Annotated in this window: 22 protein-coding genes and 1 pseudogene; 14 read left to right on the top strand and 9 right to left on the bottom strand. The window is 52.1% G+C overall.

The window, feature by feature from the left end:
* The first annotated feature begins 1 nt into the window (after position 1).
* Positions 2 to 1210 (top strand): RNA-guided endonuclease TnpB family protein, encoded by a 1209-nt coding sequence (locus tag HGD79_RS12990; RefSeq protein ID WP_168848416.1) that lies wholly within the window; start codon positions 2 to 4, stop codon positions 1208 to 1210.
* 43 nt (positions 1211 to 1253) lie between these two features.
* Positions 1254 to 1361 (top strand): annotated as a pseudogene (locus HGD79_RS12985) (TetR/AcrR family transcriptional regulator); the annotation flags it as partial.
* Here HGD79_RS12985 and ytfB read toward each other — a convergent pair.
* Positions 1345 to 1983: a cell division protein YtfB gene (gene ytfB, locus HGD79_RS12980; protein WP_001119478.1), complete on the bottom strand. Its 639-nt coding sequence runs from the start codon at positions 1981 to 1983 to the stop codon at positions 1345 to 1347. The pseudogene HGD79_RS12985 and the gene ytfB overlap by 17 nt on opposite strands.
* 218 nt (positions 1984 to 2201) lie before the next feature.
* On the opposite strand from ytfB, the gene fklB reads away from it, so the two are divergent.
* Positions 2202 to 2822, top strand: a complete 621-nt coding sequence (gene fklB / locus HGD79_RS12975; protein ID WP_000211225.1) for an FKBP-type peptidyl-prolyl cis-trans isomerase — start codon at positions 2202 to 2204, stop codon at positions 2820 to 2822.
* Positions 2823 to 3130: 308 nt separating this feature from the next.
* The gene (gene cycA, locus HGD79_RS12970) at positions 3131 to 4543 is read left to right on the top strand and encodes a D-serine/D-alanine/glycine transporter (RefSeq protein ID WP_000228346.1); all 1413 of its coding nucleotides are present in this window, start codon (positions 3131 to 3133) and stop codon (positions 4541 to 4543) included.
* Positions 4544 to 4587: 44 nt separating this feature from the next.
* Here the strand turns inward: cycA and ytfE are convergent, their stop codons facing one another.
* From ytfE to qorB, 3 genes are all read right to left on the bottom strand, one after another.
* Positions 4588 to 5250, bottom strand: a complete 663-nt coding sequence (gene ytfE, locus HGD79_RS12965) for an iron-sulfur cluster repair protein YtfE (protein ID WP_000331456.1) — start codon at positions 5248 to 5250, stop codon at positions 4588 to 4590.
* Positions 5251 to 5357: 107 nt separating this feature from the next.
* On the bottom strand, positions 5358 to 6323 hold the full coding sequence (locus HGD79_RS12960; protein WP_001296686.1) for a DMT family transporter: 966 nt from the start codon (positions 6321 to 6323) through the stop codon (positions 5358 to 5360).
* A 107-nt stretch (positions 6324 to 6430) separates the two neighbouring features.
* A complete protein-coding gene (gene qorB, locus HGD79_RS12955) occupies positions 6431 to 7291 on the bottom strand; it encodes an NAD(P)H:quinone oxidoreductase (RefSeq protein ID WP_001461958.1) in 861 nt (286 codons plus the stop codon).
* 88 nt (positions 7292 to 7379) lie between these two features.
* On the opposite strand from qorB, the gene HGD79_RS12950 reads away from it, so the two are divergent.
* The gene (locus HGD79_RS12950; RefSeq protein ID WP_000084622.1) at positions 7380 to 7760 is read left to right on the top strand and encodes a helix-turn-helix domain-containing protein; all 381 of its coding nucleotides are present in this window, start codon (positions 7380 to 7382) and stop codon (positions 7758 to 7760) included.
* Positions 7761 to 7888: 128 nt separating this feature from the next.
* Here the strand turns inward: HGD79_RS12950 and cpdB are convergent, their stop codons facing one another.
* A complete protein-coding gene (cpdB, locus tag HGD79_RS12945; RefSeq protein ID WP_000589440.1) occupies positions 7889 to 9832 on the bottom strand; it encodes a 2',3'-cyclic-nucleotide 2'-phosphodiesterase in 1944 nt (647 codons plus the stop codon).
* Between the two features lie 189 nt (positions 9833 to 10021).
* On the opposite strand from cpdB, the gene cysQ reads away from it, so the two are divergent.
* Entirely contained in the window at positions 10022 to 10762 is a 741-nt protein-coding gene (gene cysQ, locus HGD79_RS12940) for a 3'(2'),5'-bisphosphate nucleotidase CysQ (RefSeq protein ID WP_000886909.1), read from the top strand.
* Here the strand turns inward: cysQ and HGD79_RS12935 are convergent.
* Positions 10752 to 11309, bottom strand: coding sequence for a YtfJ family protein (locus tag HGD79_RS12935; RefSeq protein ID WP_000175289.1), 558 nt, complete (start codon positions 11307 to 11309; stop codon positions 10752 to 10754). The two genes, cysQ and HGD79_RS12935, sit on opposite strands and share 11 nt — an antisense overlap.
* Before the next feature lie 324 nt (positions 11310 to 11633).
* Between HGD79_RS12935 and HGD79_RS12930 the strand changes: the two genes are divergently transcribed.
* Positions 11634 to 11840, top strand: coding sequence for a DUF1107 domain-containing protein (locus HGD79_RS12930; RefSeq protein ID WP_000689228.1), 207 nt, complete (start codon positions 11634 to 11636; stop codon positions 11838 to 11840).
* A gap of 61 nt (positions 11841 to 11901) precedes the next feature.
* Here the strand turns inward: HGD79_RS12930 and HGD79_RS12925 are convergent, their stop codons facing one another.
* Positions 11902 to 13245 (bottom strand): hemolysin family protein, encoded by a 1344-nt coding sequence (locus HGD79_RS12925; RefSeq protein ID WP_000935042.1) that lies wholly within the window; start codon positions 13243 to 13245, stop codon positions 11902 to 11904.
* Between the two features lie 322 nt (positions 13246 to 13567).
* Positions 13568 to 14206 carry a peptide-methionine (S)-S-oxide reductase MsrA gene (msrA, locus tag HGD79_RS12920; RefSeq protein ID WP_001295196.1) on the bottom strand — a complete coding sequence of 213 codons (639 nt, stop codon included), beginning with the start codon at positions 14204 to 14206 and terminating at the stop codon, positions 13568 to 13570.
* Between the two features lie 205 nt (positions 14207 to 14411).
* Between msrA and tamA the strand changes: the two genes are divergently transcribed.
* The 5 genes from tamA (at position 14412) to chpB (ending at position 21072) form a co-directional block, all read left to right on the top strand.
* Positions 14412 to 16145, top strand: coding sequence for an autotransporter assembly complex protein TamA (gene tamA, locus HGD79_RS12915; RefSeq protein ID WP_001269327.1), 1734 nt, complete (start codon positions 14412 to 14414; stop codon positions 16143 to 16145).
* A complete protein-coding gene (gene tamB / locus HGD79_RS12910) occupies positions 16142 to 19921 on the top strand; it encodes an autotransporter assembly complex protein TamB (RefSeq protein ID WP_000060943.1) in 3780 nt (1259 codons plus the stop codon). Before tamA ends, tamB begins: the two co-directional genes overlap by 4 nt.
* A gap of 2 nt (positions 19922 to 19923) precedes the next feature.
* Positions 19924 to 20265: a gamma-glutamylcyclotransferase gene (locus HGD79_RS12905; RefSeq protein WP_001219160.1), complete on the top strand. Its 342-nt coding sequence runs from the start codon at positions 19924 to 19926 to the stop codon at positions 20263 to 20265.
* Between the two features lie 211 nt (positions 20266 to 20476).
* On the top strand, positions 20477 to 20728 hold the full coding sequence (gene chpS, locus HGD79_RS12900) for a type II toxin-antitoxin system antitoxin ChpS (protein WP_001223208.1): 252 nt from the start codon (positions 20477 to 20479) through the stop codon (positions 20726 to 20728).
* Positions 20722 to 21072: an endoribonuclease toxin ChpB gene (gene chpB, locus HGD79_RS12895; protein ID WP_000239579.1), complete on the top strand. Its 351-nt coding sequence runs from the start codon at positions 20722 to 20724 to the stop codon at positions 21070 to 21072. The genes chpS and chpB overlap by 7 nt, the downstream gene beginning before the upstream one ends.
* 79 nt (positions 21073 to 21151) lie before the next feature.
* On the opposite strand, the gene ppa is transcribed toward chpB, so the two are convergent.
* Positions 21152 to 21682 (bottom strand): inorganic diphosphatase, encoded by a 531-nt coding sequence (gene ppa / locus HGD79_RS12890; protein ID WP_000055072.1) that lies wholly within the window; start codon positions 21680 to 21682, stop codon positions 21152 to 21154.
* Positions 21683 to 21991: 309 nt separating this feature from the next.
* On the opposite strand from ppa, the gene ytfQ reads away from it, so the two are divergent.
* Complete coding sequence (ytfQ, locus tag HGD79_RS12885; RefSeq protein ID WP_000265933.1) at positions 21992 to 22948, top strand: galactofuranose ABC transporter substrate-binding protein YtfQ; 957 nt, start codon at positions 21992 to 21994, stop codon at positions 22946 to 22948.
* A gap of 309 nt (positions 22949 to 23257) precedes the next feature.
* A complete protein-coding gene (ytfR, locus tag HGD79_RS12880) occupies positions 23258 to 24760 on the top strand; it encodes a galactofuranose ABC transporter, ATP-binding protein YtfR (RefSeq protein ID WP_000205791.1) in 1503 nt (500 codons plus the stop codon).
* Positions 24761 to 24762: the final 2 nt, after the last annotated feature.

The raw sequence follows: 24762 nt of genomic DNA, 5'->3' as shown, positions 1-24762 counted from the left end.
TGTGGAACGACTACAGGCATTTAAATTCCAGTTAAGACCCGGTGGTCAACAGGAGCGTGAAATGAGGCGCTTCGCAGGCGCATGTCGTTTCGTTTTCAATCGTGCTCTGGCACGTCAGAATGAGAATCATGAGGCCGGTAATAAATACATCCCTTACGGGAAAATGGCTTCCTGGCTGGTTGAGTGGAAAAACGCCACTGAAACGCAATGGCTTAAAGATTCGCCCTCACAGCCATTGCAACAGTCACTGAAAGACCTTGAGCGGGCTTACAAAAACTTCTTCCAGAATCGGGCTGCTTTTCCCCGATTCAAAAAGCGGGGACAGAATGATGCATTCCGCTACCCGCAGGGCGTTAAGCTCGATCAGGAAAACAGCCGTATTTTTCTGCCGAAACTTGGCTGGATGCGCTACCGGAATAGCCGTCAGGTCACGGGAGTTGTGAAAAATGTCACTGTCAGCCAGTCCTGCGGTAAGTGGTACATCAGTATTCAGACAGAAAGTGAAGTATCCACTCCGGTTCACCCTTCAGCATCAATGGTCGGGCTGGATGCTGGCGTGGCTAAACTCGCCACACTGTCAGATGGCACAGTCTTTGAGCCTGTAAACAGTTTTCAGAAAAACCAGAAGACGCTGGCGAGACTTCAGCGACAGTTAAGCCGCAGGGTCAAATTCAGCAACAACTGGCAGAAGCAGAAACGCAAAATACAGCGACTGCATTCCCGTATCGCAAATATCCGCAGGGACTACCTTCATAAAGTCACAACGACCGTCAGCAAAAACCACGCAATGATAGTCATTGAGGATTTGAAGGTCAGCAACATGTCAAAGTCAGCAGCGGGTACGGTCAGCCAGCCGGGGCGCAATGTCCGGGCAAAATCAGGTTTAAACCGTTCGATACTGGATCAGGGCTGGTATGAAATGCGCCGCCAGCTTGAGTACAAGCAGCTCTGGCGTGGCGGTCAGGTGCTTGCTGTTCCGCCAGCGTACACAAGCCAGCGTTGCGCGTGCTGTGGTCATACAGCGAAAGAAAATCGCCTGTCACAAAGTAAATTCAGATGCCAGGTATGTGGATATACAGCGAACGCCGATGTAAACGGCGCTCGTAACATTTTAGCGGCGGGGCACGCCGTTCTTGCCTGTGGAGAGATGGTGCAGTCAGGCCGCTTGTTGAAGCAGGAACCCACCGAAATGATTCAGGCGACAGCCTGAACGAAGCAGGGATCCACGTCCTTCAGGGCGTGGAGGATGTCAACATATCAGTATGGTTTCCTCCCAGGCACTGGAAGCCAGACGTAAGGTCATCAAAGAGACAATCCTTAGCTGGCTTTTGGTTGACCCTTCATCTACCGCGCACGAATAAAACTGCCATCCGGCTGGCGGGTAAACAGGACCTGTTGATTATTCCCCGTATCAATGGTTAAGCCCGTCACCACGCCGCTGGCGTTCTGGCGGATTTTCACCATTTGCCCGTTTTGCAAATTACTCAGCGGCTTACCCGCGCCTTCTACCTGCGCCATTGCATAGACATCGGTAGCGGGCAGTCCGTGGTCGCGGAACAGCTGCGCCATCGTTTTACCGGGTTCGACACGGTAAGAGCGCCATTGATTATCAATTCCGCTATCTGGCTGGAATGGTTGCGTTTGGGTAGTTTGCGGCTGCTCTTCTGGCTGGCCTTCCTGTATAGGTTCTGGAGCGACCGGAGCCACCTGATCAGGATCATTTTGTGGGGTGACTAATTGCGCCCGCAGCTGTTCTTCTGTCGGCGGTTGTGATTGCGACTGAATATCTAACTGCGCTTCACGCGTCACCACCGGCGCGTTGGGCGTATCATCAGATGGAAGCAGAAATCCGACCACCAATACAATGGCGGCAATAATGATCCCCCGACGATGCATCGGCGGCAGCGGGTCCATGAAGCGAAAATTGTCCGGCGCGTGCCAGACTTTCTCCAGGGTTGGTTTTAGTTCAAAGCGCCCGGGCATGGTTTCCTCCTGCTCCGCGTCTTGTTCCTCAATCATAGCCTATGAATAAGCTAACGCTATGATGTCCGTGGTAAACCCGCCTTTATTATATTCATACGGGATATTGCTATTGTTTCTTTTTCCCCGGGATTTGTCATCATTCCTGCGACAAAGTTTTACCCAAAGAAGTGTGGCTGATATGCTGCCCGCTACTTTTATACCCTAAGAAAGGAAATACGATGACCACCCCAACTTTTGACACCATCGAAGCGCAAGCAAGCTACGGCATTGGTTTGCAGGTAGGGCAACAACTGAGTGAATCTGGCCTGGAAGGGCTGCTGCCAGAAGCACTGGTTGCAGGTATTGCCGATGCGCTGGAAGGCAAACATCCGGCTGTTCCGGTTGATGTGGTGCATCGCGCGCTGCGTGAAATCCACGAGCGCGCCGATGCCGTTCGTCGTCAGCGTTTCCAGGCGATGGCTGCTGAAGGTGTGAAATACCTGGAAGAAAACGCCAAAAAAGAAGGTGTGAATAGCACCGAATCTGGCCTGCAATTCCGCGTGATCAACCAGGGTGAAGGCGCAATTCCGGCACGTACCGACCGCGTTCGTGTTCATTACACCGGTAAACTGATCGACGGCACCGTGTTTGACAGCTCCGTTGCTCGTGGTGAACCCGCTGAATTTCCGGTTAATGGCGTGATCCCTGGCTGGATTGAAGCACTGACTCTGATGCCGGTAGGTTCTAAATGGGAACTGACTATCCCGCAGGAACTGGCATATGGCGAGCGCGGCGCAGGCGCATCCATCCCTCCGTTCAGCACCCTGGTGTTTGAAGTCGAACTGCTGGAAATCCTCTAAGCAGCGCATTCTGTTCCCCTCGAACCAGAGGGGAGCAGGCATTCAGCAATAAACCCTTCAGTTTGCCAAACGGCGCTATTTTGTGTTGCAAAGACCCCGTAAGCGTGTATTTTTGTGAGCTGTTTCGCGTTATCACCGTGATATGACACTCACTTTAAACATAAAATTAACATTAGATCTAAATCTTAGTATTCATCCCGCGTATTGTTACCTAATATCGATGAGTCCCGATACAGATTCGTCGTATCATAGACTGACTAAAGGCCGTAGAGCCTGAACAACACAGACAGGTACAGGAAGAAAAAAACATGGTAGATCAGGTAAAAGTCGTTGCCGATGATCAGGCTCCGGCTGAACAGTCGCTACGGCGCAATCTCACAAACCGACATATTCAGCTTATTGCCATTGGCGGTGCCATTGGTACGGGGTTGTTTATGGGGTCTGGCAAAACGATTAGCCTTGCCGGGCCGTCGATCATTTTCGTTTATATGATCATTGGTTTTATGCTCTTTTTCGTGATGCGGGCAATGGGGGAATTGCTGCTTTCGAATCTGGAATACAAATCTTTTAGTGACTTCGCTTCCGATTTACTCGGGCCGTGGGCAGGATATTTCACTGGCTGGACTTACTGGTTCTGCTGGGTTGTAACCGGTATGGCAGACGTGGTGGCGATCACGGCTTATGCTCAGTTCTGGTTCCCCGATCTCTCCGACTGGGTCGCCTCGCTGGCGGTGATAGTGCTGCTGCTGACGCTCAACCTTGCCACCGTGAAAATGTTCGGTGAGATGGAGTTCTGGTTTGCGATGATCAAAATCGTCGCCATCGTGTCGCTGATTGTCGTCGGCCTGGTCATGGTGGCGATGCACTTTCAGTCACCGACCGGTGTGGAAGCGTCATTCGCGCATTTGTGGAATGACGGCGGCTGGTTCCCGAAAGGTTTAAGTGGCTTCTTTGCCGGATTCCAGATAGCGGTTTTCGCTTTCGTGGGGATTGAGCTGGTAGGTACAACAGCTGCGGAAACCAAAGATCCGGAGAAATCACTGCCACGCGCGATTAACTCCATTCCGATCCGTATCATTATGTTCTACGTCTTCGCGCTGATTGTGATTATGTCCGTGACGCCGTGGAGTTCGGTAGTCCCGGAGAAGAGCCCGTTTGTTGAACTGTTTGTGTTGGTAGGTTTGCCTGCGGCTGCCAGCGTGATCAACTTTGTGGTGCTGACCTCTGCGGCGTCTTCCGCTAACAGCGGCGTCTTCTCTACCAGCCGTATGCTGTTTGGTCTGGCGCAGGAAGGTGTGGCACCGAAAGCGTTCGCTAAACTTTCTAAGCGCGCAGTACCCGCGAAAGGGTTGACCTTCTCGTGTATCTGTCTGCTCGGCGGCGTGGTGATGCTGTATGTGAATCCCAGCGTGATTGGCGCGTTCACGATGATCACGACCGTTTCCGCGATTCTGTTTATGTTCGTCTGGACGATTATCCTTTGCTCGTACCTGGTGTACCGCAAACAGCGTCCTCATCTGCATGAGAAGTCGATCTATAAGATGCCGCTCGGCAAGCTGATGTGCTGGGTATGTATGGCGTTCTTTGTGTTCGTGGTCGTGTTGCTGACACTGGAAGATGACACTCGCCAGGCGCTGTTGGTCACCCCGCTGTGGTTTATCGCACTGGGGCTGGGCTGGTTGTTTATTGGTAAGAAGCGGGCTGCTGAACTGCGGAAATAACCGCATTATCATGCTGGATGGCGCAATGCCATCCAGCTTTTAGATTACTCACCCGCCAGCGCGCGTGGGAACAGTACATTGTTTTCCAGGCTGATGTGATCCATCAGGTCATCAATCAGTTCATTAATGCCGTTATACATCGCTTTCCAGGTGGTGCAGGCTTCTGGCGGCGGTGTGACGTTATTGGTAGTGTGTTTGATCACTTCCAGCAGTTCGCCCGCTTCATCGTGCTCGCTTTCCATTACGCTGATTGGCCCCATTGCCTGGCTGCCCATGCCTTGTTTGATCATCGGGAAGAGGATCTGCTCTTCTTTCATCATGTGGCTGGAAAGCTCTTCATGCAGCATAGTCAGGTATTTTGTCAGCCCTTTTGGCACGCTCGGTTTGTCGGCGTGAACGCGCTCGACTTTAGTCGCTTGCAGGATCAGCTCCGGCAGCTGCTCGCGGTGACGATCGTGGTAGCGCACGATGATATGGTCAATGATTTCTGCCAGCGGGGCGCTACGCCAGTCTTTCTCAATCGGTTGTTCAGCAAGCTTTGCCAGTTCAGCTTCAATGACCTCAACATCCAGTTCTTTACGTGCCGCCGCGCGCGCCAGCGTCTGCTTACCGCCACAGCAGTAATCCATATCATATTTACGAAACAGAGCCGAAGCGCGAGGGATAGAGAGCGCCAGTTCACCTAAAGGTTGGTCGCGATAAGCCATAGCTGATACCTCATTCTTAATAAGATAAGATGTATTTTAAATGCATCTTTAAGGCAAAAGCTATAACCCTTACGTAGCAGAGGCTTATTTAACTCACTGCCAGCGTGTCAACTTTCTGAGACAGATTCAGTTAAAGGTTTTTCTGGTTTTGCTCTGACCGCAATGACCACGCCAATCACTAACAGCGCGATACCGCTCAGCGTCATTAGCGGCGGCATTTGCTGGCGGAGTAAAAAGGTGTACAGCAAACCTGCCAGCGTTTCGAAAACAATCAGCGGCCCGAGAATCACTGTCGGTAATCGCTGGCTGGCGACGTTCCAGCAGAGTGCGCCAACCCATGAGCAAAGCACGGCTATCGCAACCATCAGACTAATAAACACCAGCGGACGGGGGCCAAAAGGTAAGGAGAAGTCCGGCGTTTGTATATTCAGCCAGTAACAGGCGACGAGATAGCCGATGAGAGAAACCGGCAGCGTGACCAGCGCCTGCGCCGTCGCCCACATCATCGGATGTTTGTCGGGATTTTCCCGCAGCCAGCGGGCGTTGCGCAGGGCATACCATGCCCAGCAGACCACGGAAACTAACGCTAGCACGATGCCAGAGGTATAACGTGCCCAGTCAAAATCGGGGAGTCCGTGGTTTAACTCAGCAATATTCACACTCGCCAGGCCGATGCCAATACAAATCAGTGCCGGGGCGAGTTTTCCCCACGCGAGTTTGCCGTCGCGCTGGCTATAAAGCAGATTGGCAAAGACAGGAATGACCACCGGCAGGGTGCCGATAATCATCGTGGAAACAGGCGCGCCAGTACGTTGAATGGCACTGGCAAGGCAGAAGTAATAAATGAGGTTGCCCATCATAGTGAGCATCAAGGCGGTAAGCCAGTCCCGACGCGCCAACTGACGCAGACGCACGCGTCCCAGCCAGGCAATGGGCAGCGCAATTAACCCTAACGCCAGATAACGCCCCATCGACTGCAACATCGCCGGGTATTCCGGTACGATCAACGGCCCGACAAAAATAAGCCCCCACATCAACCCTGCTAACAGGGCGTACAGTACGCCGCTAATCATTACTGGCATCCATTGGTCTGTCGGAAGAAAGTTCAGGAAGCAGACATGATTGCTCCCGGCATCCCGTCATTATCAGAGAGGATGCGGGAGGATGCCACTTTAATTAACTAGTTATTAACATTAAAAAGATGGCTTACGCTTTCGGCTAACGTTGTCGTTGGGCGGCCAATCAATTTGCTAAGCGTTTTGCTGTTATCAAACAGACCACCTTTCGATGCGCCAACGTCAGAATCCGCCAGCATATCCGCCAGTCCGTCGGGCAGTCCGACGCTTTTCAGTGCCGCGGCGAAATCGGCTTCGCTCAGATTTTGATAGGTAACGGATTTTCCGCTCTGTTTGGTCAGCTCTGCCGCTAACTGTGTCAACGTCCAGGCACTATCGCCCGCCAGTTCGTAAACCTTGCCTTCGTGACCGGCTTCGCTAATCACGCGTGCCGCAGCTGCCGCATAATCTGCCCGCGTTGCTGAGGCGATTTTGCCATCGCCCGCCGCACCGATAAATACGCCGTGTTCCAGTGCTGCCGGGGCGCTGGCGAGGTAGTTTTCGGTGTACCAGCCGTTGCGCAGCAGGGTGTAAACGATGCCAGAATCAGCCAGCATTTTCTCCGTCTCGATGTGCTCATCGGCGAGGCCGAGCGGGGAGGTATCTGCATGTAGCAGGCTGGTATAAGCGATAAATTTCACACCAGCCGCCTTTGCGGCATTAATAACATTACGATGCTGCGGGGCACGTTGACCCACTTCGCTGGAAGAGATCAGCAGTAGTTTTTCCACTCCCTGAAGTGCAGATGTCAGTGCGGCTTCATCGCCGTAGTCAGCCTGACGCACGGTAATGCCTTGTGCTGCCAGAGCCTGGGCTTTTGCCGGATTACGAACGATAGCCACTATTTGGCTGACAGGAACCATTTTCTTCAAGGATTCAATAACATAGTGACCAAGTTGGCCAGTGGCACCAGTAATAGCGATCATGGGAAGTCTCCATCGTTTTGTCTTGTGTTTAAATACGCTAACACCTAAACTTACTTTTAGTAAGTACGCACAAAAAGGTAAGTATGAAATGAGTCAGGTTAGCCTGTCGCAACAACTGAAAGAGGGTAATCTCTTTGCGGAACAGTGCCCGTCGCGCGAGGTGTTGAAACACGTCACCAGCCGTTGGGGGGTATTGATTCTGGTGGCGCTACGCGAAGGTACTCATCGCTTTAGCGACCTGCGGCGCAAAATCGGTGGGGTGAGTGAAAAGATGCTTGCGCAGTCGTTACAGGCGTTAGAACAGGATGGTTTTCTTAACCGTATCGCGTATCCGGTGGTGCCGCCGCATGTGGAATACAGCCTCACGCCGCTGGGCGAGCAGGTGAGCGAAAAGGTTGCTGCACTGGCGGACTGGATTGAGTTGAATTTGCCCGAGGTGTTGGCGGTGCGGGATGAACGTGCGGCATAACTGCCGGATGCGCTGAGCTTATCTGGTCTACGGTGCATGGCTTGTAGGGCGGATAAGATGCGCCAGCATCGCATCCGCCAATAAATGCCGGATGCGGTTGATGATTTATAGGCCGAAAAAGAAGTGTTTTACTTACTCAAATCCACCTGATAAATCGCAAACCCGATATCATCGGTCGCGACTTTATTCATCGGATATTGCCCTTTCTCTTTAATAAACGCTGCGGCTTTATCTGACGGGGAAGTTTCGAAACGGATATCCAGTTTCTTATCGCCAGCAATCGGTGCTAAACGCCAGTTGTTATCTGCCGCCGGGTGAATTTCCCCCGCACGTTTCGACTCATCAGCAATCCACGCTGCCAGCACCGAGCGGTTCTCATCCGGTGAAGCAAAAGCGATATGGCTGTCGCCCGTACCGGCAAATTTGCCGCCGTAAGCGCGATAGTTATTGGTGGCAACGAGGAACATGGCGTTCGGATCAATCGGCTTGCCATTAAAGGTCAGGTTCTTAATCCTTTCCGCATTGGCATTAATCATCTGGCACTCGCCGTCATAACGGGCAGGCTGGGTAACATCAATCTGATAATTCACACCATCAATCACATCAAAGTTATAGGTGCGGAAACCATCCCAGTTGATGAGTGATTGCGGTTTCGTGCTGTTAGGATCAATCTGGTTAAACTGTCCGGCGGAGCACTCCAGCCACTCTTTCACCTCTTTACCGCTGGCTTTCACTACAATCAGCGTATTGGGGTAGAGATAAAGATCGGCGGCATTACGGAAGGTCAACTGGCCTTTTTCCACCTCCACATAGCTTGCCGGGTCATTTTTGCGACCACCAACTTTAAACGGTGCGGCAGCTGAAAGCACCGGCAGTTTTGCCAGATCCGGATCGCCCTGAATGTAATGTTCGACATACGCTTTTTGCGCGTTGTTCACTACTTGCACGGTCGGATCGTCCTGCACCAGCGCCAGATAGCTATACATATTGTCGGCAGATTTACCGATTGGCTTGCTGACGAACTGGCGTGTGGCATCGTGATCGGCTTTGAGTGTTTCTACCAGCTTGCTGTCTTCCGCCGCGAGGGATTTTTTATTGGCGATGTCGTAAATCGGCCGAGCTTCCGCTTTCGCCTGCGTCACCTGCCATTTACCGCTGTCATTACTGAGTTGTAAGTCGACCACCCCAAGATGATCGCCCCACATGCCCGGCATTACCGCCGGAACACCATTCAGCGTGCCTTTGGTGATATCAGCCCCTTCGATATCAGCAAAATCTTTACCCGGGAAAACGGCGTGAGCATGACCAAACATAATGGCGTTAACGCCCGGAATTTCACTGAGGTAATAAACTGAGTTTTCCGCCATCACTTTATACGGATCGGCAGACAGCCCGGAATGTGCCAGAACGACAACGACATCGGCACCTTTCTCGCGCATTTCAGGCACGTATTTGCGCACGGTTTCGGTAATATCATTCACCGTCACTTTCCCGGATAAATTAGCTTTATCCCAGCCCATGATTTGCGGCGGTACGACGCCAATATAGCCAATCTTCAGCGTCTGTTTTTTTCCGTCTTTATCGACCACTTCGGTGTCTTTAATTAAATACGGTGTAAACATTGGCTGTTTGGTTCTGGCGTCAATGACGTTGGCATTTACATAAGGGAATTTCGCTCCCGCCAGCGCATTTTTCAGGTAATCCAGACCGTAGTTAAACTCATGGTTGCCAAGCGTGCCGACGGTATAGTCCAGCGTATTTAATGCCTTATACACTGGGTGAATATCACCTGCTTTTAATCCTTTCGCCGACATGTAATCGGCCAGCGGACTCCCCTGAATCAAATCGCCGTTATCGACCAGTACGCTGTTTTTCACTTCATTGCGGGCATCGTTAATCAGGCTTGCCGTACGTACCAGTCCGAATTTTTCCGTGGCGGTGTCTTTGTAATAATCGAAATCCATCATGTTGCTATGCAGATCAGTGGTTTCCATGATACGCAGATCGACCGTCGCTGCATTCACACTGGCGGCAATCAGCGTGGCCAGGAGCGTTGCGCTAAACTTAATCATCAGGGACATCCTTTTATCATCGGGAATACGAAAGAAGAGGGAGAATAAACGTCTTACTTATAGAACAGTGAAGAATGCCACAATTTTACGCTTTGAAAATGATGACACTATCACAGTTGGCGCATTCATTAACGATAGGGTATAAGTAAAACAATAAGTTAACACCGCTCACAGAGACGAGGTGGAGAAATGTTAGATCAAGTATGCCAGCTTGCACGGAATGCAGGCGATGCCATTATGCAGGTCTACGACGGGACGAAACCGATGGACGTCGTCAGCAAAGCGGACAATTCTCCGGTAACGGCAGCGGATATTGCCGCACACACCGTTATCATGGACGGTTTACGTACGCTGACACCGGATATTCCGGTCCTTTCTGAAGAAGATCCTCCCGGTTGGGAAGTCCGTCAGCACTGGCAGCGTTACTGGCTGGTAGACCCGCTGGATGGTACTAAAGAGTTTATTAAACGTAATGGCGAATTCACCGTTAACATTGCGCTCATTGACCATGGCAAACCGATTTTAGGTGTGGTGTATGCGCCGGTAATGAACGTAATGTACAGCGCGGCAGAAGGCAAAGCGTGGAAAGAAGAGTGCGGTGTGCGCAAGCAGATTCAGGTCCGCGATGCGCGCCCGCCGCTGGTGGTTATCAGCCGTTCCCATGCAGATGCGGAGCTGAAAGAGTATCTGCAACAGCTTGGCGAACATCAGACCACGTCCATCGGCTCTTCGCTGAAATTCTGCCTGGTGGCGGAAGGACAGGCGCAGCTGTACCCGCGTTTCGGGCCAACGAATATTTGGGATACCGCCGCTGGTCATGCTGTGGCTGCGGCTGCCGGAGCGCACGTTCACGACTGGCAGGGTAAACCGCTGGATTACACTCCGCGCGAGTCGTTCCTGAATCCGGGGTTCAGAGTGTCTATTTATTAATTAATTTATGCAGCAGGTCCATCACTTGCTGCACCTCTTCCTGTGTGAGCGCCCCGTCTTTGGCCCATTGCACGCGACCGTCTTTATCCAGCACCACTACAGCGGAACTTTTTTCATCCAGCTGCCAGGCACCGCGTGCGACGCCATTGCTATCAACAATAAACTGCGACCAGGGATAAAGCTTTTTATTACTCTCCAGACTGCTGCGCACAAACATGCCGGAACCCGGAATTGCGTCGTCGGTGTTAACAATGGTGGTGGTCTGGTAACGATCGTGCGGTAACTTCGCTGATTTAATCGCTTCAATCAGCGTCGCGTTTTTCTCTTTTGCAGAGGTGCGACCAGCAATATGTTGCAGTACTCGCACTTTTCCCACTAACTGCGCGCTGTTCCAGGTTTTGTAGCTAAACTGATCTTTATCAAGCACCAACTCGCCACGATCGGTGATGCCAATCGGCGGCACTCGCTGACCGGTTTCGAACTGATGTGCGGAAGCCATCATCGGCAACAGCAGGCAGGTGAGTGCCAGAATCTTGCGTAGGGTCATGGTGTTTCCTTCTTATGATATGCAGGTGATCCGACCACTTGGGTCTGAGTTTTAATCATATGTGCTATTTATCGAATTTCCCGCAAGTGTGATGCCAGTTTGCGGTCAAGCGCACAAATCATATGAAAAATGAATGCTTATACTGAAGACCGCGCTTCGGTAAAAAGATAATTCTGAATAATTGTAACCTTTAGGTAAAAAAAGTTATACGCGGTGGAAACATTGCCCGGATAGTCTATAGTCACTAGGCATTAAAATTTGCGCCTCATAATAGTTGGGCCGATTGTGGCACCGCACAGGCGTAATACTCAGCAGGAGATAACAATGAAAATTTTCCAACGGTACAACCCACTTCAGGTGGCGAAGTACGTAAAGATCCTGTTCCGTGGACGGTTATACATCAAGGACGTTGGCGCTTTTGAATTTGATAAGGGTAAGATTCTTATCCCAAAAGTGAAGGATAAGCTGCATTTGTCAGTGATGTCCGAAGTTAACCGTCAGGTTATGCGTCTGCAAACAGAGATGGCTTAACCAAAGTGCTATGCAGTAATAAGACGGCTCCTGATTCAGGAGCCGTTGATGTTTCTGGGGGTTACGCGACGCTTTCTTCTTTATCTTTAGCGTCAGGCAGTTTTGGCGAAAGGGCGGTGGCCTTGCTGTCGATCCGGGTCACCAGCAGCTGGTCGATGCGGTAGTTATCGATATCCACCACTTCAAATTTGTAGCCGGCGAATTTCACCGAATCGGTGCGTTTCGGGATCTTACGCAGCATAAACATCATAAAGCCTCCGATGGTTTCGTAGTTGCCCGACTGCGGGAACTCGTCAATATCCAGCACGCGCATGACGTCGTCAATTGGGGTGCCGCCGTCAATCAGCCATGAGTTCTCATCACGGGCGACAATCTGCTCTTCCAGCCCCTGACCGACCAGATCGCCCATCAGCGTGGTCATCACGTCGTTGAGGGTGATGATCCCCACCACCAGCGCGTACTCGTTCATGATCACCGCGAAGTCTTCACCTGCGGTTTTAAAACTTTCCAACGCCTCTGAAAGGGTTAACGTATCCGGCACAATCAGCGTGTTGCGAATTTGTACGCCGCTGTTCAGTGCCAGGCTTTGGTTAGCCAGCACGCGGTTCAGCAGGTCTTTAGAATCGACATAACCGATGATGTGGTCAATATCTTCATTACAGACGAGGAACTTAGAGTGCGGATGTTCCGCCACCTTATTCTTCAGGCTTTGCTCATCTTCGTGGAGATCAAACCAAATCACGTTTTCACGCGGTGTCATTGAAGACGGAACGGTACGGGATTCCAGCTCAAAGACGTTTTCAATCAGCTCGTGTTCCTGTTTACGTAACACGCCCGCCAGCGCACCGGCTTCCACTACCGCGTAGATGTCATCAGAAGTGATGTCATCTTTACGTACCATTGGCAGTTTGAAAATACGGAAGATCATGTTCGCCAGGCCGTTGAAGAACCACACCAGCGGGGTGCAAACGTACAGGCAGAAGCGCATCGGGTTGATGATACGCAAAGCCACCGCTTCTGGCGCAATCATACCGATGCGTTTCGGGGTTAAATCCGCAAACAGGATAAACATGCCAGTCACTAACGAGAAAGAGAGAATAAAGCTCAGTTGCTCAGAGAGTTCTGCCGACATATAGCGGGAGAACAGGCTGTGAAAAGCTGGAGAAAATGCCGCATCACCGACGATACCGCCGAGAATCGCAACTGCGTTCAGACCGATTTGGACCACCGTAAAGAACATGCCGGGATTTTCCTGCATATTCAGAACGCGTTGGGCATTTATATTGCCTTCATCAGCCAGCAGTTTAAGTTTGATTTTGCGTGAGGCGGCAAGTGAGATCTCAGACATCGAGAAGAACGCACTTACAGCGATCAAGCAGAGTATGACTAAAATACTGTTTAACATATCTTATCCGACCTTTCAGGCCAGATCCTCGGAAGGGGAAGTTGATTAATTTGTGTGAAATACACATTGAAAGCCGATTCGAAGAAAGTGAACCGGCATTTTCAGTGGCTAGTATAGCGTAAGGTACTGTAAAGTCGCCAGAGGGTTAAAATTCAGACTGCTGATAAATGCAATACTGCCTGATGCGCTATGCCGATCAGGCCTACGCAGTCCCTGCAATATATTGAATTTGGACGATTTTGTAGGCCTGGTAAGGCATTCACGCCGCATCTGGCATAAATAAAGCGCACTTTATCAACAATCTACATTTGTACCCGTAACGCTATGCTTCCGGTGGCAGACAGACGCCAATTCCGCCAATTCCACAGTAACCATACGGGTTTTTATGCAGATATTGCTGGTGGTCATCTTCGGCATAATAAAACGGTGTGGCGTTAGCGATTTCCGTGGTGATGTGACGATCGTCATCGGCGGCAAGCATCGCCGCCTGAAAACGTTCCAGACTGGCGCGAGCTGCGGCATCCTGTTCTGGGGTCAGCGGATAAATCGCTGAACGATACTGCGTGCCGTGGTCATTGCCCTGACGCATTCCCTGGGCGGGATCGTGATTCTCCCAAAATACCTGTAGCAACTGCTCATAGCTGATGACGGAAGGATCGTAAACAATGCGTACCGCTTCGGCATGACCCGTATCACCGGAGCACACTTCCCGATAAGTCGGATTTGGCGTATAGCCTCCGGTATAGCCTGCGGCGGTGCTGTAAACGCCGGGTAACTGCCAGAACAGACGCTCCACTCCCCAGAAACAACCCATCGCAAAAATGGCAATCTCCATTCCGTCAGGTACATTGGTCATTGAGTGACCGTTGACCGCATGCAGCGTGGCTACGGGCATCGGGGTGTTACGTCCAGGCAGGGCATCGGCGGGGGAAACCAGATGCTTTTTATCAAATAAACTCATGGTGTCGCTCTCCCGAAAATCGGTCATTGGGGTTAAGGTTGTAACAAGAGGCGTATTTGCACACAATAACCACCGTGAATAGGTCTAAAGTAAAACATAAGAAATATTTGGGGTTTAGTCTGCTTTTTAATCCATATTACTGGATTTTTGTTAAGCCGTTTAACGGCGTTCCAGGGGCAGGAAAAAAGGATATTCAGGAGAAAATGTGCGCTATATCCGACAGTTATGCTGTGTAAGCTTACTCTGCTTAAGCGGATCTGCCGTCGCCGCGAACGTCCGTCTACAGGTCGAGGGGTTATCGGGACAGCTGGAAAAGAACGTTCGTGCGCAGCTTTCTACGATTGAAAGTGATGAAGTGACGCCAGACCGTCGCTTTCGCGCACGCGTCGATGATGCCATCCGCGAAGGTCTGAAAGCGCTGGGTTATTACCAGCCGACCATTGAATTTGATCTCCGTCCACCGCCAAAGAAAGGGCGGCAGGTATTGATCGCCAAAGTCACGCCAGGTGTGCCGGTGTTAATTGGCGGCACCGATGTGGTATTGCGCGGCGGCGCGCGGACCGATAAAGACTATTTGAAATTGCTCGATACTCGCCCGGCTATTGGCACGGTGCTGAACCAGGGCGATTATGAAAATTTCAAAAAGTCCTTAACCAGCATTGCGTTGCGTAAAGGTTATTTCGATAGCGAATTTACCAAAGCGCAGCTGGGCATTGCGCTCGGCCTGCATAAAGCCTTCTGGGATATTGATTATAACAGTGGCGAACGTTACCGCTTTGGGCATGTGACCTTTGAAGGATCACAAATCCGCGATGAATACCTGCAAAATCTGGTGCCGTTTAAAGAGGGCGATGAGTACGAATCGAAAGATCTGGCGGAACTGAACCGCCGACTTTCTGCTACCGGCTGGTTTAACTCGGTGGTGGTGGCTCCACAATTTGATAAAGCGCGCGAAACGAAAGTATTACCCTTGACGGGCGTGGTTTCGCCGCGAACTGAAAACACCATCGAAACCGGGGTCGGTTACTCTACGGACGTGGGACCGCGCGTGAAAGCGACGTGGAAAAAGCCGTGGATGAACTCTTATGGTCACAGTCTGACCACCAGTACCAGTATTTCCGCGCCGGAACAGACCCTCGACTTCAGCTATAAAATGCCGCTGCTGAAGAATCCACTGGAACAATATTATTTGGTGCAGGGCGGTTTTAAGCGCACTGACCTGAACGATACCGAATCTGACTCCACTACGCTGGTGGCTTCTCGCTACTGGGATCTCTCCAGCGGCTGGCAGCGTGCCATTAACCTGCGCTGGAGCCTCGACCACTTTACCCAGGGTGAAATTACCAACACCACGATGCTGTTTTATCCTGGGGTGATGATTAGCCGCACGCGTTCTCGTGGTGGCCTGATGCCAACCTGGGGCGACTCGCAACGCTACTCTATCGACTACTCCAACACGGCCTGGGGTTCAGATGTCGATTTCTCCGTTTTCCAGGCGCAGAACGTCTGGATCCGCACACTGTACGATCGCCATCGTTTCGTTACACGCGGCACGCTGGGCTGGATTGAAACCGGTGATTTCGACAAAGTACCGCCGGATCTGCGTTTCTTCGCCGGGGGCGATCGCAGTATTCGCGGCTACAAATACAAATCTATCGCCCCGAAATACGCCAACGGTGACCTGAAAGGGGCCTCGAAGTTGATAACCGGATCGCTGGAATACCAGTACAACGTGACCGGAAAATGGTGGGGCGCGGTGTTTGTCGATAGTGGCGAAGCGGTAAGCGATATTCGCCGCAGCGACTTTAAAACCGGTACCGGGGTCGGCGTGCGCTGGGAATCGCCGGTCGGGCCAATCAAACTCGATTTTGCCGTACCGGTCGCGGATAAAGACGAACACGGGTTACAGTTTTACATCGGTCTGGGGCCAGAATTATGAGTTTATGGAAAAAAATCAGCCTCGGCGTGGTTATCGTTATCTTACTGTTGCTGGGATCGGTGGCGTTTCTGGTGGGCACCACCAGCGGCCTGCATCTTGTATTTAAAGCGGCGGATCGCTGGGTGCCAGGACTGGATATTGGCAAGGTCACCGGCGGCTGGCGCGATCTCACCTTGTCTGACGTTCGTTATGAGCAGCCAGGCGTGGCGGTAAAAGCGGGTAATCTGCATCTGGCGGTCGGTCTTGAGTGCCTGTGGAACAGTAGCGTTTGTATTAATGACCTGGCGCTGAAAGACATTCAGGTCAACATCGACAGTAAAAAAATGCCTCCTTCTGAACAGGTTGAAGAAGAGGAAGATAGCGGTCCGCTGGATCTCTCCACGCCGTATCCCATCACCCTGACACGGGTGGCGCTGGACAACGTCAACATCAAGATTGATGACACCACGGTGTCGGTGATGGACTTCACCTCCGGCCTGAACTGGCAGGAGAAAACCCTGACCCTGAAACCGACGTCGCTGAAAGGCCTGCTGATTGCTCTGCCGAAAGTGGCGGAAGTGGCGCAGGAAGAAGTGGTCGAACCGAAAATTGAAAATCCGCAGCCGGAGGAAAAGCCGCTCGGCGAAACGCTGAAAGATCTCTTTTCTCGCCCGGTATTGCCGGAAATGACCGACGTGCATTTGCCGCTTAACCTGAACATTGAAGAGTTTAAAGGCGAGCAGTTACGCGTGACGGGCGACACGGACATCACCGTGCGCACCATGCTGCTGAAAGTGAGCAGCATTGACGGCAATACTAAACTGGACGCCCTGGATATCGATTCCAGTCAAGGGATCGTCAACGCCAGCGGCACGGCGCAGCTGTCAGACAACTGGCCGGTGGATATCACCCTCAACAGCACACTAAACGTGGAGCCGTTGAAAGGAGAAAAACTGAAGCTGAAAGTGGGCGGTGCGCTGCGCGAACAGCTGGAGATTGGCGTTAACCTTTCCGGTCCGGTGGATATGGATTTACGCGCCCAGACGCGACTGGCGGAAGCCGGATTGCCACTCAACGTGGAAGTGAACAGCAAACAGCTTTACTGGCCGTTCACCGGTGAGAAGCAGTATCAGGCGGATGATCTGAAACTGAAACTTACCGGCAAAATGACCGATTACACGCTCTCTATGCGTACGGCAGTGAAGGGACTGGAGATCCCGCCAGCCACCATTACCCTTGATGCCAAAGGTAATGAACAGCAGGTCAATCTCGACAAACTCACCGTCGCGGCGCTGGAAGGGAAAACTGAACTCAAGGCGTTGCTCGACTGGCAGCAGGCCATTAGTTGGCGCGGTGAGCTAACGCTTAACGGCATTAACACCGCCAAAGAGATCCCAGAGTGGCCGTCGAAACTCAATGGCTTGATTAAAACCCGCGGTAGCCTGTACGGCGGCACCTGGCAGATGGAGGTGCCAGAACTGAAGCTGACCGGTAACGTCAAACAGAACAAAGTGAACGTTGACGGCACGCTGAAAGGCAACAGTTATATGCAGTGGATGATCCCAGGGCTTCATCTGGAACTGGGGCCAAACAGTGCCGAAGTGAAAGGCGAGCTGGGGGTAAAAGATCTCAATCTTGATGCCACCATCAACGCGCCGGGGCTGGATAACGCGCTGCCGGGGCTTGGCGGTACAGCGAAAGGGCTGGTGAAAGTACGCGGCACGGTGGAAGCGCCACAACTACTGGCAGATATCACCGCGCGCGGCCTGCGCTGGCAGGAACTTTCCGTGACGCAGGTTCGCGTGGAAGGCGACATTAAATCCACCGATCAGATCGCCGGGAAACTCGACGTACGCGTTGAGCAAATTTCGCAGCCGGATGTAAATATCAACCTCGTCACCCTGAATGCCAAAGGCAGCGAAAAGCAGCACGAGCTACAGTTGCGGATTCAGGGCGAGCCGGTTTCCGGGCAGCTTAATCTGGCAGGAAGTTTTGATCGCAAAGAAGAACGCTGGAAGGGAACTCTTAGCAATACCCGCTTCCAGACGCCGGTCGGCCCGTGGTCGCTGACCCGCGATATTGCGCTGGATTACCGCAATAAGGAGCAAAAAATCAGCATCGGGCCACACTGCTGGCTTAACCCGAATGCGGAACTGTGCGTGCCGCAAACTATCGATGCGGGTGCCGAAGGGCGTGCGGTGGTGAATCTCAACCGCTTCGACCTCGCCATGCTGAAACCGTTTATGCCAGAAACCACTCAGGCCAGCGGTATCTTCACGGGTAAAGCGGATGTTGCCTGGGACACCACGAAAGAGGGGCTGCCGCAGGGCAGTATCACCCTTTCGGGGCGTAACGTGCAGGTAACGCAAACCGTCAACGATGCGGCGCTGCCGGTGGCGTTTCAGACACTGAATCTGACGGCGGAATTGCGTAACAACCGTGCCGAATTGGGCTGGACCATCCGCCTGACCAATAACGGCCAGTTTGATGGACAGGTGCAGGTGACCGATCCGCAAGGCCGCCGTAATCTTGGTGGCAACGTCAATATCCGTAACTTCAACCTTGCGATGATAAACCCCATCTTTACCCGTGGGGAAAAAGCAGCGGGGATGGTGAGTGCCAACTTGCGTCTGGGTGGTGATGTGCAAAGCCCGCAGTTGTTTGGTCAGCTTCAGGTTACGGGTGTGGATATCGACGGCAACTTTATGCCGTTTGATATGCAGCCGAGCCAGCTTGCGGTCAACTTTAACGGTATGCGCTCGACGCTTGCCGGTACAGTACGGACCCAGCAGGGTGAAATCTACCTGAACGGTGATGCCGACTGGAGCCAAATTGAAAACTGGCGGGCACGAGTAACGGCGAAAGGCAGTAAAGTGCGGATCACCGTGCCGCCGATGGTACGAATGGATGTATCGCCAGATGTTGTATTCGAGGCTACACCAAACCTGTTTACCCTCGATGGTCGCGTGGATGTCCCGTGGGCGCGCATCGTGGTGCACGATCTGCCGGAAAGCGCAGTAGGCGTCTCCAGCGATGTGGTGATGCTTAACGATAACCTGCAACCGGAAGAGCCGAAAACGGCGTCGATTCCGATTAACAGTAACCTGATTGTCCACGTTGGCAACAATGTGCGCATTGACGCCTTTGGCCTGAAAGCGCGGCTGACGGGCGATCTTAACGTCGTACAGGACAAACAAGGGCTGGGCCTGAACGGGCAGATCAACATCCCTGAAGGGCGCTTCCATGCCTATGGTCAGGATCTGATTGTGCGTAAGGGTGAGTTACTGTTCTCTGGTCCGCCGGATCAACCGTATCTTAATATTGAAGCTATTCGTAACCCGGATGCTACAGAAGACGACGTAATCGCCGGAGTTCGCGTCACTGGTCTGGCGGACGAACCGAAAGCGGAGATCTTCTCTGACCCGGCGATGTCGCAACAAGCTGCATTGTCTTATTTGCTACGTGGACAAGGGCTGGAGAGCGATCAGAGCGACAGTGCGGCAATGACCTCGATGCTGATTGGTCTGGGGGTTGCGCAAAGTGGCCAGATTGTGGGTAAAATCGGCGAGACGTTTGGCGTAAGCAATTTAGCGCTCGACACCCAGGGAGTAGGCGACTCCTCCCAGGTAGTAGTCAGCGGCTATGTATTGCCAGGTCTGCAAGTGAAATACGGCGTGGGTATATTTGACTCTATAGCAACACTCACGTTACGTTATCGCCTGATGCCTAAGCTATATCTGGAAGCCGTGTCTGGTGTAGACCAGGCACTGGATTTGCTCTATCAGTTCGAGTTTTAGCAATGCGAATATTTGTCTACGGCAGTTTACGCCACAAACAAGGCAACAGTCACTGGATGACCAATGCCCAGTTACTGGGCGATTTCAGTATCGATAACTACCAGTTGTATAGCCTGGGCCACTATCCAGGCGCAGTTCCGGGGAACGGAACAGTACACGGTGAAGTTTATCGTATTGACAACGCCACGCTGGCCGAACTTGATGCCTTGCGCACCAGGGGCGGTGAATACGCGCGCCAGTTGATTCAGACGCCGTACGGGAGTGCATGGATGTACGTTTATCAACGACCCGTCGATGGATTAAAGCTAATTGAAAGCGGCGACTGGTTAGACAGGGATAAGTAACCATATGCATACGCCACCTTCGGGTGGCGTTGTTTTTTGCGAGACGACTCGCATTCTGTTTTGTAATTCCCTCACCCTTTGCTTTTCTCTCCGAGCCGCTTTCCATATCTGTTAACGCATAAAAAACTCTGCTGGCGTTCACAAATGCGCAGGGGTAAAACGTTTCCTGTAGCACCGTGAGTTATACTTTGTATAACTTAAGGAGGTGCAGATGCGTATTACCATAAAAAGATGGGGGAACAGTGCAGGTATGGTCATTCCCAATATCGTAATGAAAGAACTTAACTTACAGCCGGGGCAGAGCGTGGAAGCGCAGGTGAGCAACAACCAACTGATTCTGACACCCATCTCCAGGCGCTACTCGCTTGATGAACTGCTGGCACAGTGTGACATGAACGCCGCGGAACTTAGCGAGCAGGATGTCTGGGGTAAATCCACCCCTGCGGGTGACGAAATATGGTAAAGAAAAGTGAATTTGAACGGGGAGACATTGTGCTGGTTGGCTTTGATCCAGCAAGCGGCCATGAACAGCAAGGTGCTGGTCGACCTGCGCTTGTGCTCTCCGTTCAAGCCTTTAATCAACTGGGAATGACGCTGGTGGCCCCCATTACGCAGGGCGGAAATTTTGCCCGTTATGCCGGATTTAGCGTTCCTTTACATTGCGAAGAAGGCGATGTGCACGGCGTGGTGCTGGTGAATCAGGTGCGGATGATGGATCTACGCGCCCGGCTGGCAAAGCGTATTGGTCTGGCTGCGGATGAGGTGGTGGAAGAGGCGTTATTACGCTTGCAGGCGGTGGTGGAATAAGGTGTGTTTATTTATCGCGGGCATAAAAAAACCCTTACTAACCGAAGCCCGGTGTTCAGGGTTATTGCGCCAGAAGAACTTATTTATTCTTTGCGCGCTCGAAGGAGGCAACGATTTCAGCTTTAGCGGCTTCTGCGTTTTCCCAACCTTCAACTTTCACCCACTTGCCTTTTTCGAGGTCTTTGTAGTGCTCGAAGAAGTGAGCGATCTGCGCTTTCAGCAGCTCTGGCAGATCGTTAACGTCTTTAATGTGATCGTATTCTTTGCTCAGCTTGGTGTGCGGAACAGCAATCAGTTTCGCATCTTCACCGGCTTCGTCGGTCATTTTCAGAACGCCAACCGGACGGCAACGGATCACAGAACCCGGCTGCAGCGGGTACGGAGTCGGGACCAGTACGTCAACCGGGTCACCGTCCAGAGACAGGGTGTGGTTGATGTAACCGTAGTTGCACGGATAGAACATCGCGGTGGACATGAAGCGGTCAACGAACAGTGCGCCGCTCTCTTTGTCGATTTCGTATTTGATCGGATCTGCGTTAGCCGGGATCTCAATAACCACGTAGATGTCTTCCGGCAGATCTTTACCCGCAGGGACGTTGAGTAAGCTCATGTCTGTTTCCTTTAAAAATATGTGGCAAACAAGTGCCGAGTATTATAGCCAACTCGCGCCGAATGTCTTCGCTTGTTTTCGTCTTCATTTTCCTTTTTCGCCAGTTTTAAGACGGTATGCAGAGCAGGAAAATCCATAACCGTAGCCGCATTTTTCATAGTGAGATGAAAGCGATTACAAACTTGTGATTAACGTTTTATTTACTTTTTTGAAGTGTGATGTAACGCAATCCGTTACATAACGAATTGTCTATAGTTTTTTCGCGAACATCTTTTCACCAATAATAATTACCCCGACGAGGACAACCCTATGTGGAAACGCTTACTTGTAGTCTCTGCAGTCTCGGCAGCCATGTCGTCTATGGCGTTGGCCGCTCCATTAACCGTAGGATTTTCGCAGGTCGGATCGGAATCCGGCTGGCGTGCCGCAGAAACCAATGTGGCGAAAAGTGAGGCCGAAAAACGCGGAATTACGTTGAAAATTGCCGATGGTCAACAAAAGCAGGAAAACCAGATTAAAGCGGTACGTTCCTTCGTTGCACAAGGGGTGGATGCGATCTTTATCGCTCCAGTGGTAGCGACGGGTTGGGAGCCGGTATTAAAAGAGGCGAAAGATGCCGAAATCCCGGTCTTCTTGCTTGACCGTTCCATCGATGTGAAAGACAAATCTCTCTATATGACCACTGTCACCGCCGACAACATCCTCGAAGGCAAGTTGATTGGTGACTGGCTGGTAAAAGAAGTGAATGGCAAACCATGCAACGTGGTGGAGCTGCAGGGCACCGTTGGGGCCAGCGTCGCCATTGACCGTAAGAAAGGCTTTGCCGAAGCCATTAAGAATGCGCCAAATATCAAAATTATCCGCTCGCAGTCAGGTGACTTCACCCGCAGTAAAGGCAAAGAAGTCATGGAGAGCTTTATCAAAGCGGAAAACAACGGCAAAAACATCTGCATGGTTTACGCCCATAACGATGACATGGTGATTGGTGCAATTCAGGCAATTAAAGAAGCGGGCCTGAAGCCGGGTAAAGATATCCTCACGGGTTCCATTGATGGCGTACCGGATATCTACAAAGCGATGATTGATGGCGAAGCGAACGCCAGTGTTGAACTGACGCCGAATATGGCAGGTCCCGCCTTCGACGCGCTGGAGAAATACAAAAAAGACGGCACCATGCCTGAAAAGCTAACGCTGACCAAATCCACCCTTTATCTGCCTGATACCGCAAAAGAAGAGTTAGAGAAGAAGAAAAATATGGGGTATTGAGGGTATCAATGCCTGATGCCGATTCGTAGGCCTGATAAGGCGCTCGCGCCGCATCCGGCGGTGGTGCGCTGAAGCCTGATGCGACGCTTACCGCGTCTTATCATGCCTACGAGTTCGGTGCTCTGTGTAGGCCGGATAAGGCGTTCACGCCGCATCCGGCAGTGGTGCAACACCGGACTTAACACCGTGCACAATCTGTCCCCTCGCCCCTTCGGGGAGAGGGTTAGGGTGAGGGGGACAAACGGCGCAGCTCTTAACATCAGGCACGATCTATTCCCAGACTTTTAGAGCGTGGCTAAGGAGGAAACCATGACGACCGACCAACACCAGGAAATCCTCCGCACCGAAGGATTAAGTAAATTTTTCCCCGGCGTCAAAGCGTTAGACAACGTTGATTTCAGCCTGCGCCGTGGCGAAATCATGGCGCTGCTCGGTGAAAACGGGGCGGGAAAATCGACGCTAATCAAAGCATTAACCGGTGTATACCACGCCGATCGCGGCACCATCTGGCTGGAAGGCCAGGCTATCTCACCGAAAAATACCGCCCATGCACAACAACTCGGCATCGGAACCGTTTATCAGGAAGTCAACCTGCTACCCAATATGTCGGTCGCTGATAATCTATTCATAGGTCGCGAACCCAAACGTTTCGGCTTTCTACGCCGCAAAGAGATGGAAAAGCGTGCCACCGAACTGATGACATCTTACGGTTTCTCCCTCGACGTGCGTGAACCGCTTAACCGTTTTTCGGTGGCGATGCAGCAAATCGTCGCCATTTGCCGGGCTATCGATCTCTCCGCCAAAGTGCTGATCCTCGATGAACCCACCGCCAGCCTCGACACCCAGGAAGTAGAGTTACTGTTTGGCCTGATGCGTCAGTTGCGCGATCGCGGCGTCAGCCTGATCTTTGTCACTCACTTTCTCGATCAGGTCTATCAGGTCAGCGATCGGATCACCGTCTTACGCAACGGCAGTTTCGTAGGCTGTCGGGAAACGCGCGAGCTACCGCAGATCGAACTGGTAAAAATGATGCTGGGGCGCGAGCTGGATACCCACGCGCTACAGCGTGCCGGGCGAACATTGTTGAGCGACAAACCCGTTGCCGCGTTCAAAAATTACGGCAAAAAAGGAACGATCGCACCGTTTGATCTCGAAGTACGCCCCGGCGAGATCGTCGGCCTGGCAGGCTTGCTGGGATCCGGACGTACCGAAACCGCCGAAGTGATCTTCGGTATCAAACCTGCTGACAGCGGCACGGCGTTGATCAAAGGCAAACCGCAAAACCTGCGATCGCCACATCAGGCTTCGGTACTGGGCATCGGCTTCTGCCCGGAAGACAGGAAAACCGATGGCATCATCGCCGCCGCCTCGGTACGGGAAAATATCATCCTCGCTCTCCAGGCCCAGCGCGGCTGGCTACGACCCATTTCCCGCAAAGAGCAGCAAGAGATTGCCGAACGCTTTATCCGCCAGCTTGGCATTCGCACACCTTCAACTGAACAACCGATTGAATTTCTCTCTGGCGGCAATCAGCAAAAAGTGTTGCTTTCACGTTGGCTACTGACCCGACCGCAATTTCTGATCCTCGACGAGCCAACCCGCGGCATTGATGTTGGTGCCCACGCCGAGATCATCCGCCTGATTGAAACGCTGTGTGCTGACGGTCTGGCGCTGTTGGTGATCTCCTCCGAACTGGAAGAGCTGGTGGGCTATGCCGATCGGGTGATTATCATGCGCGATCGCAAACAGGTGGCGGAGATCCCGCTGGCAGAGCTTTCCGTTCCGGCGATCATGAACGCCATTGCGGCGTAAGG

This window comes from Escherichia sp. SCLE84 (assembly GCF_012584495.1).
Lineage (GTDB): Bacteria > Pseudomonadota > Gammaproteobacteria > Enterobacterales > Enterobacteriaceae > ECMA0423.
The sequence above is the reverse complement of the archived record's forward strand: the minus strand, read 5'-3'. Positions and strand labels throughout refer to the sequence as shown.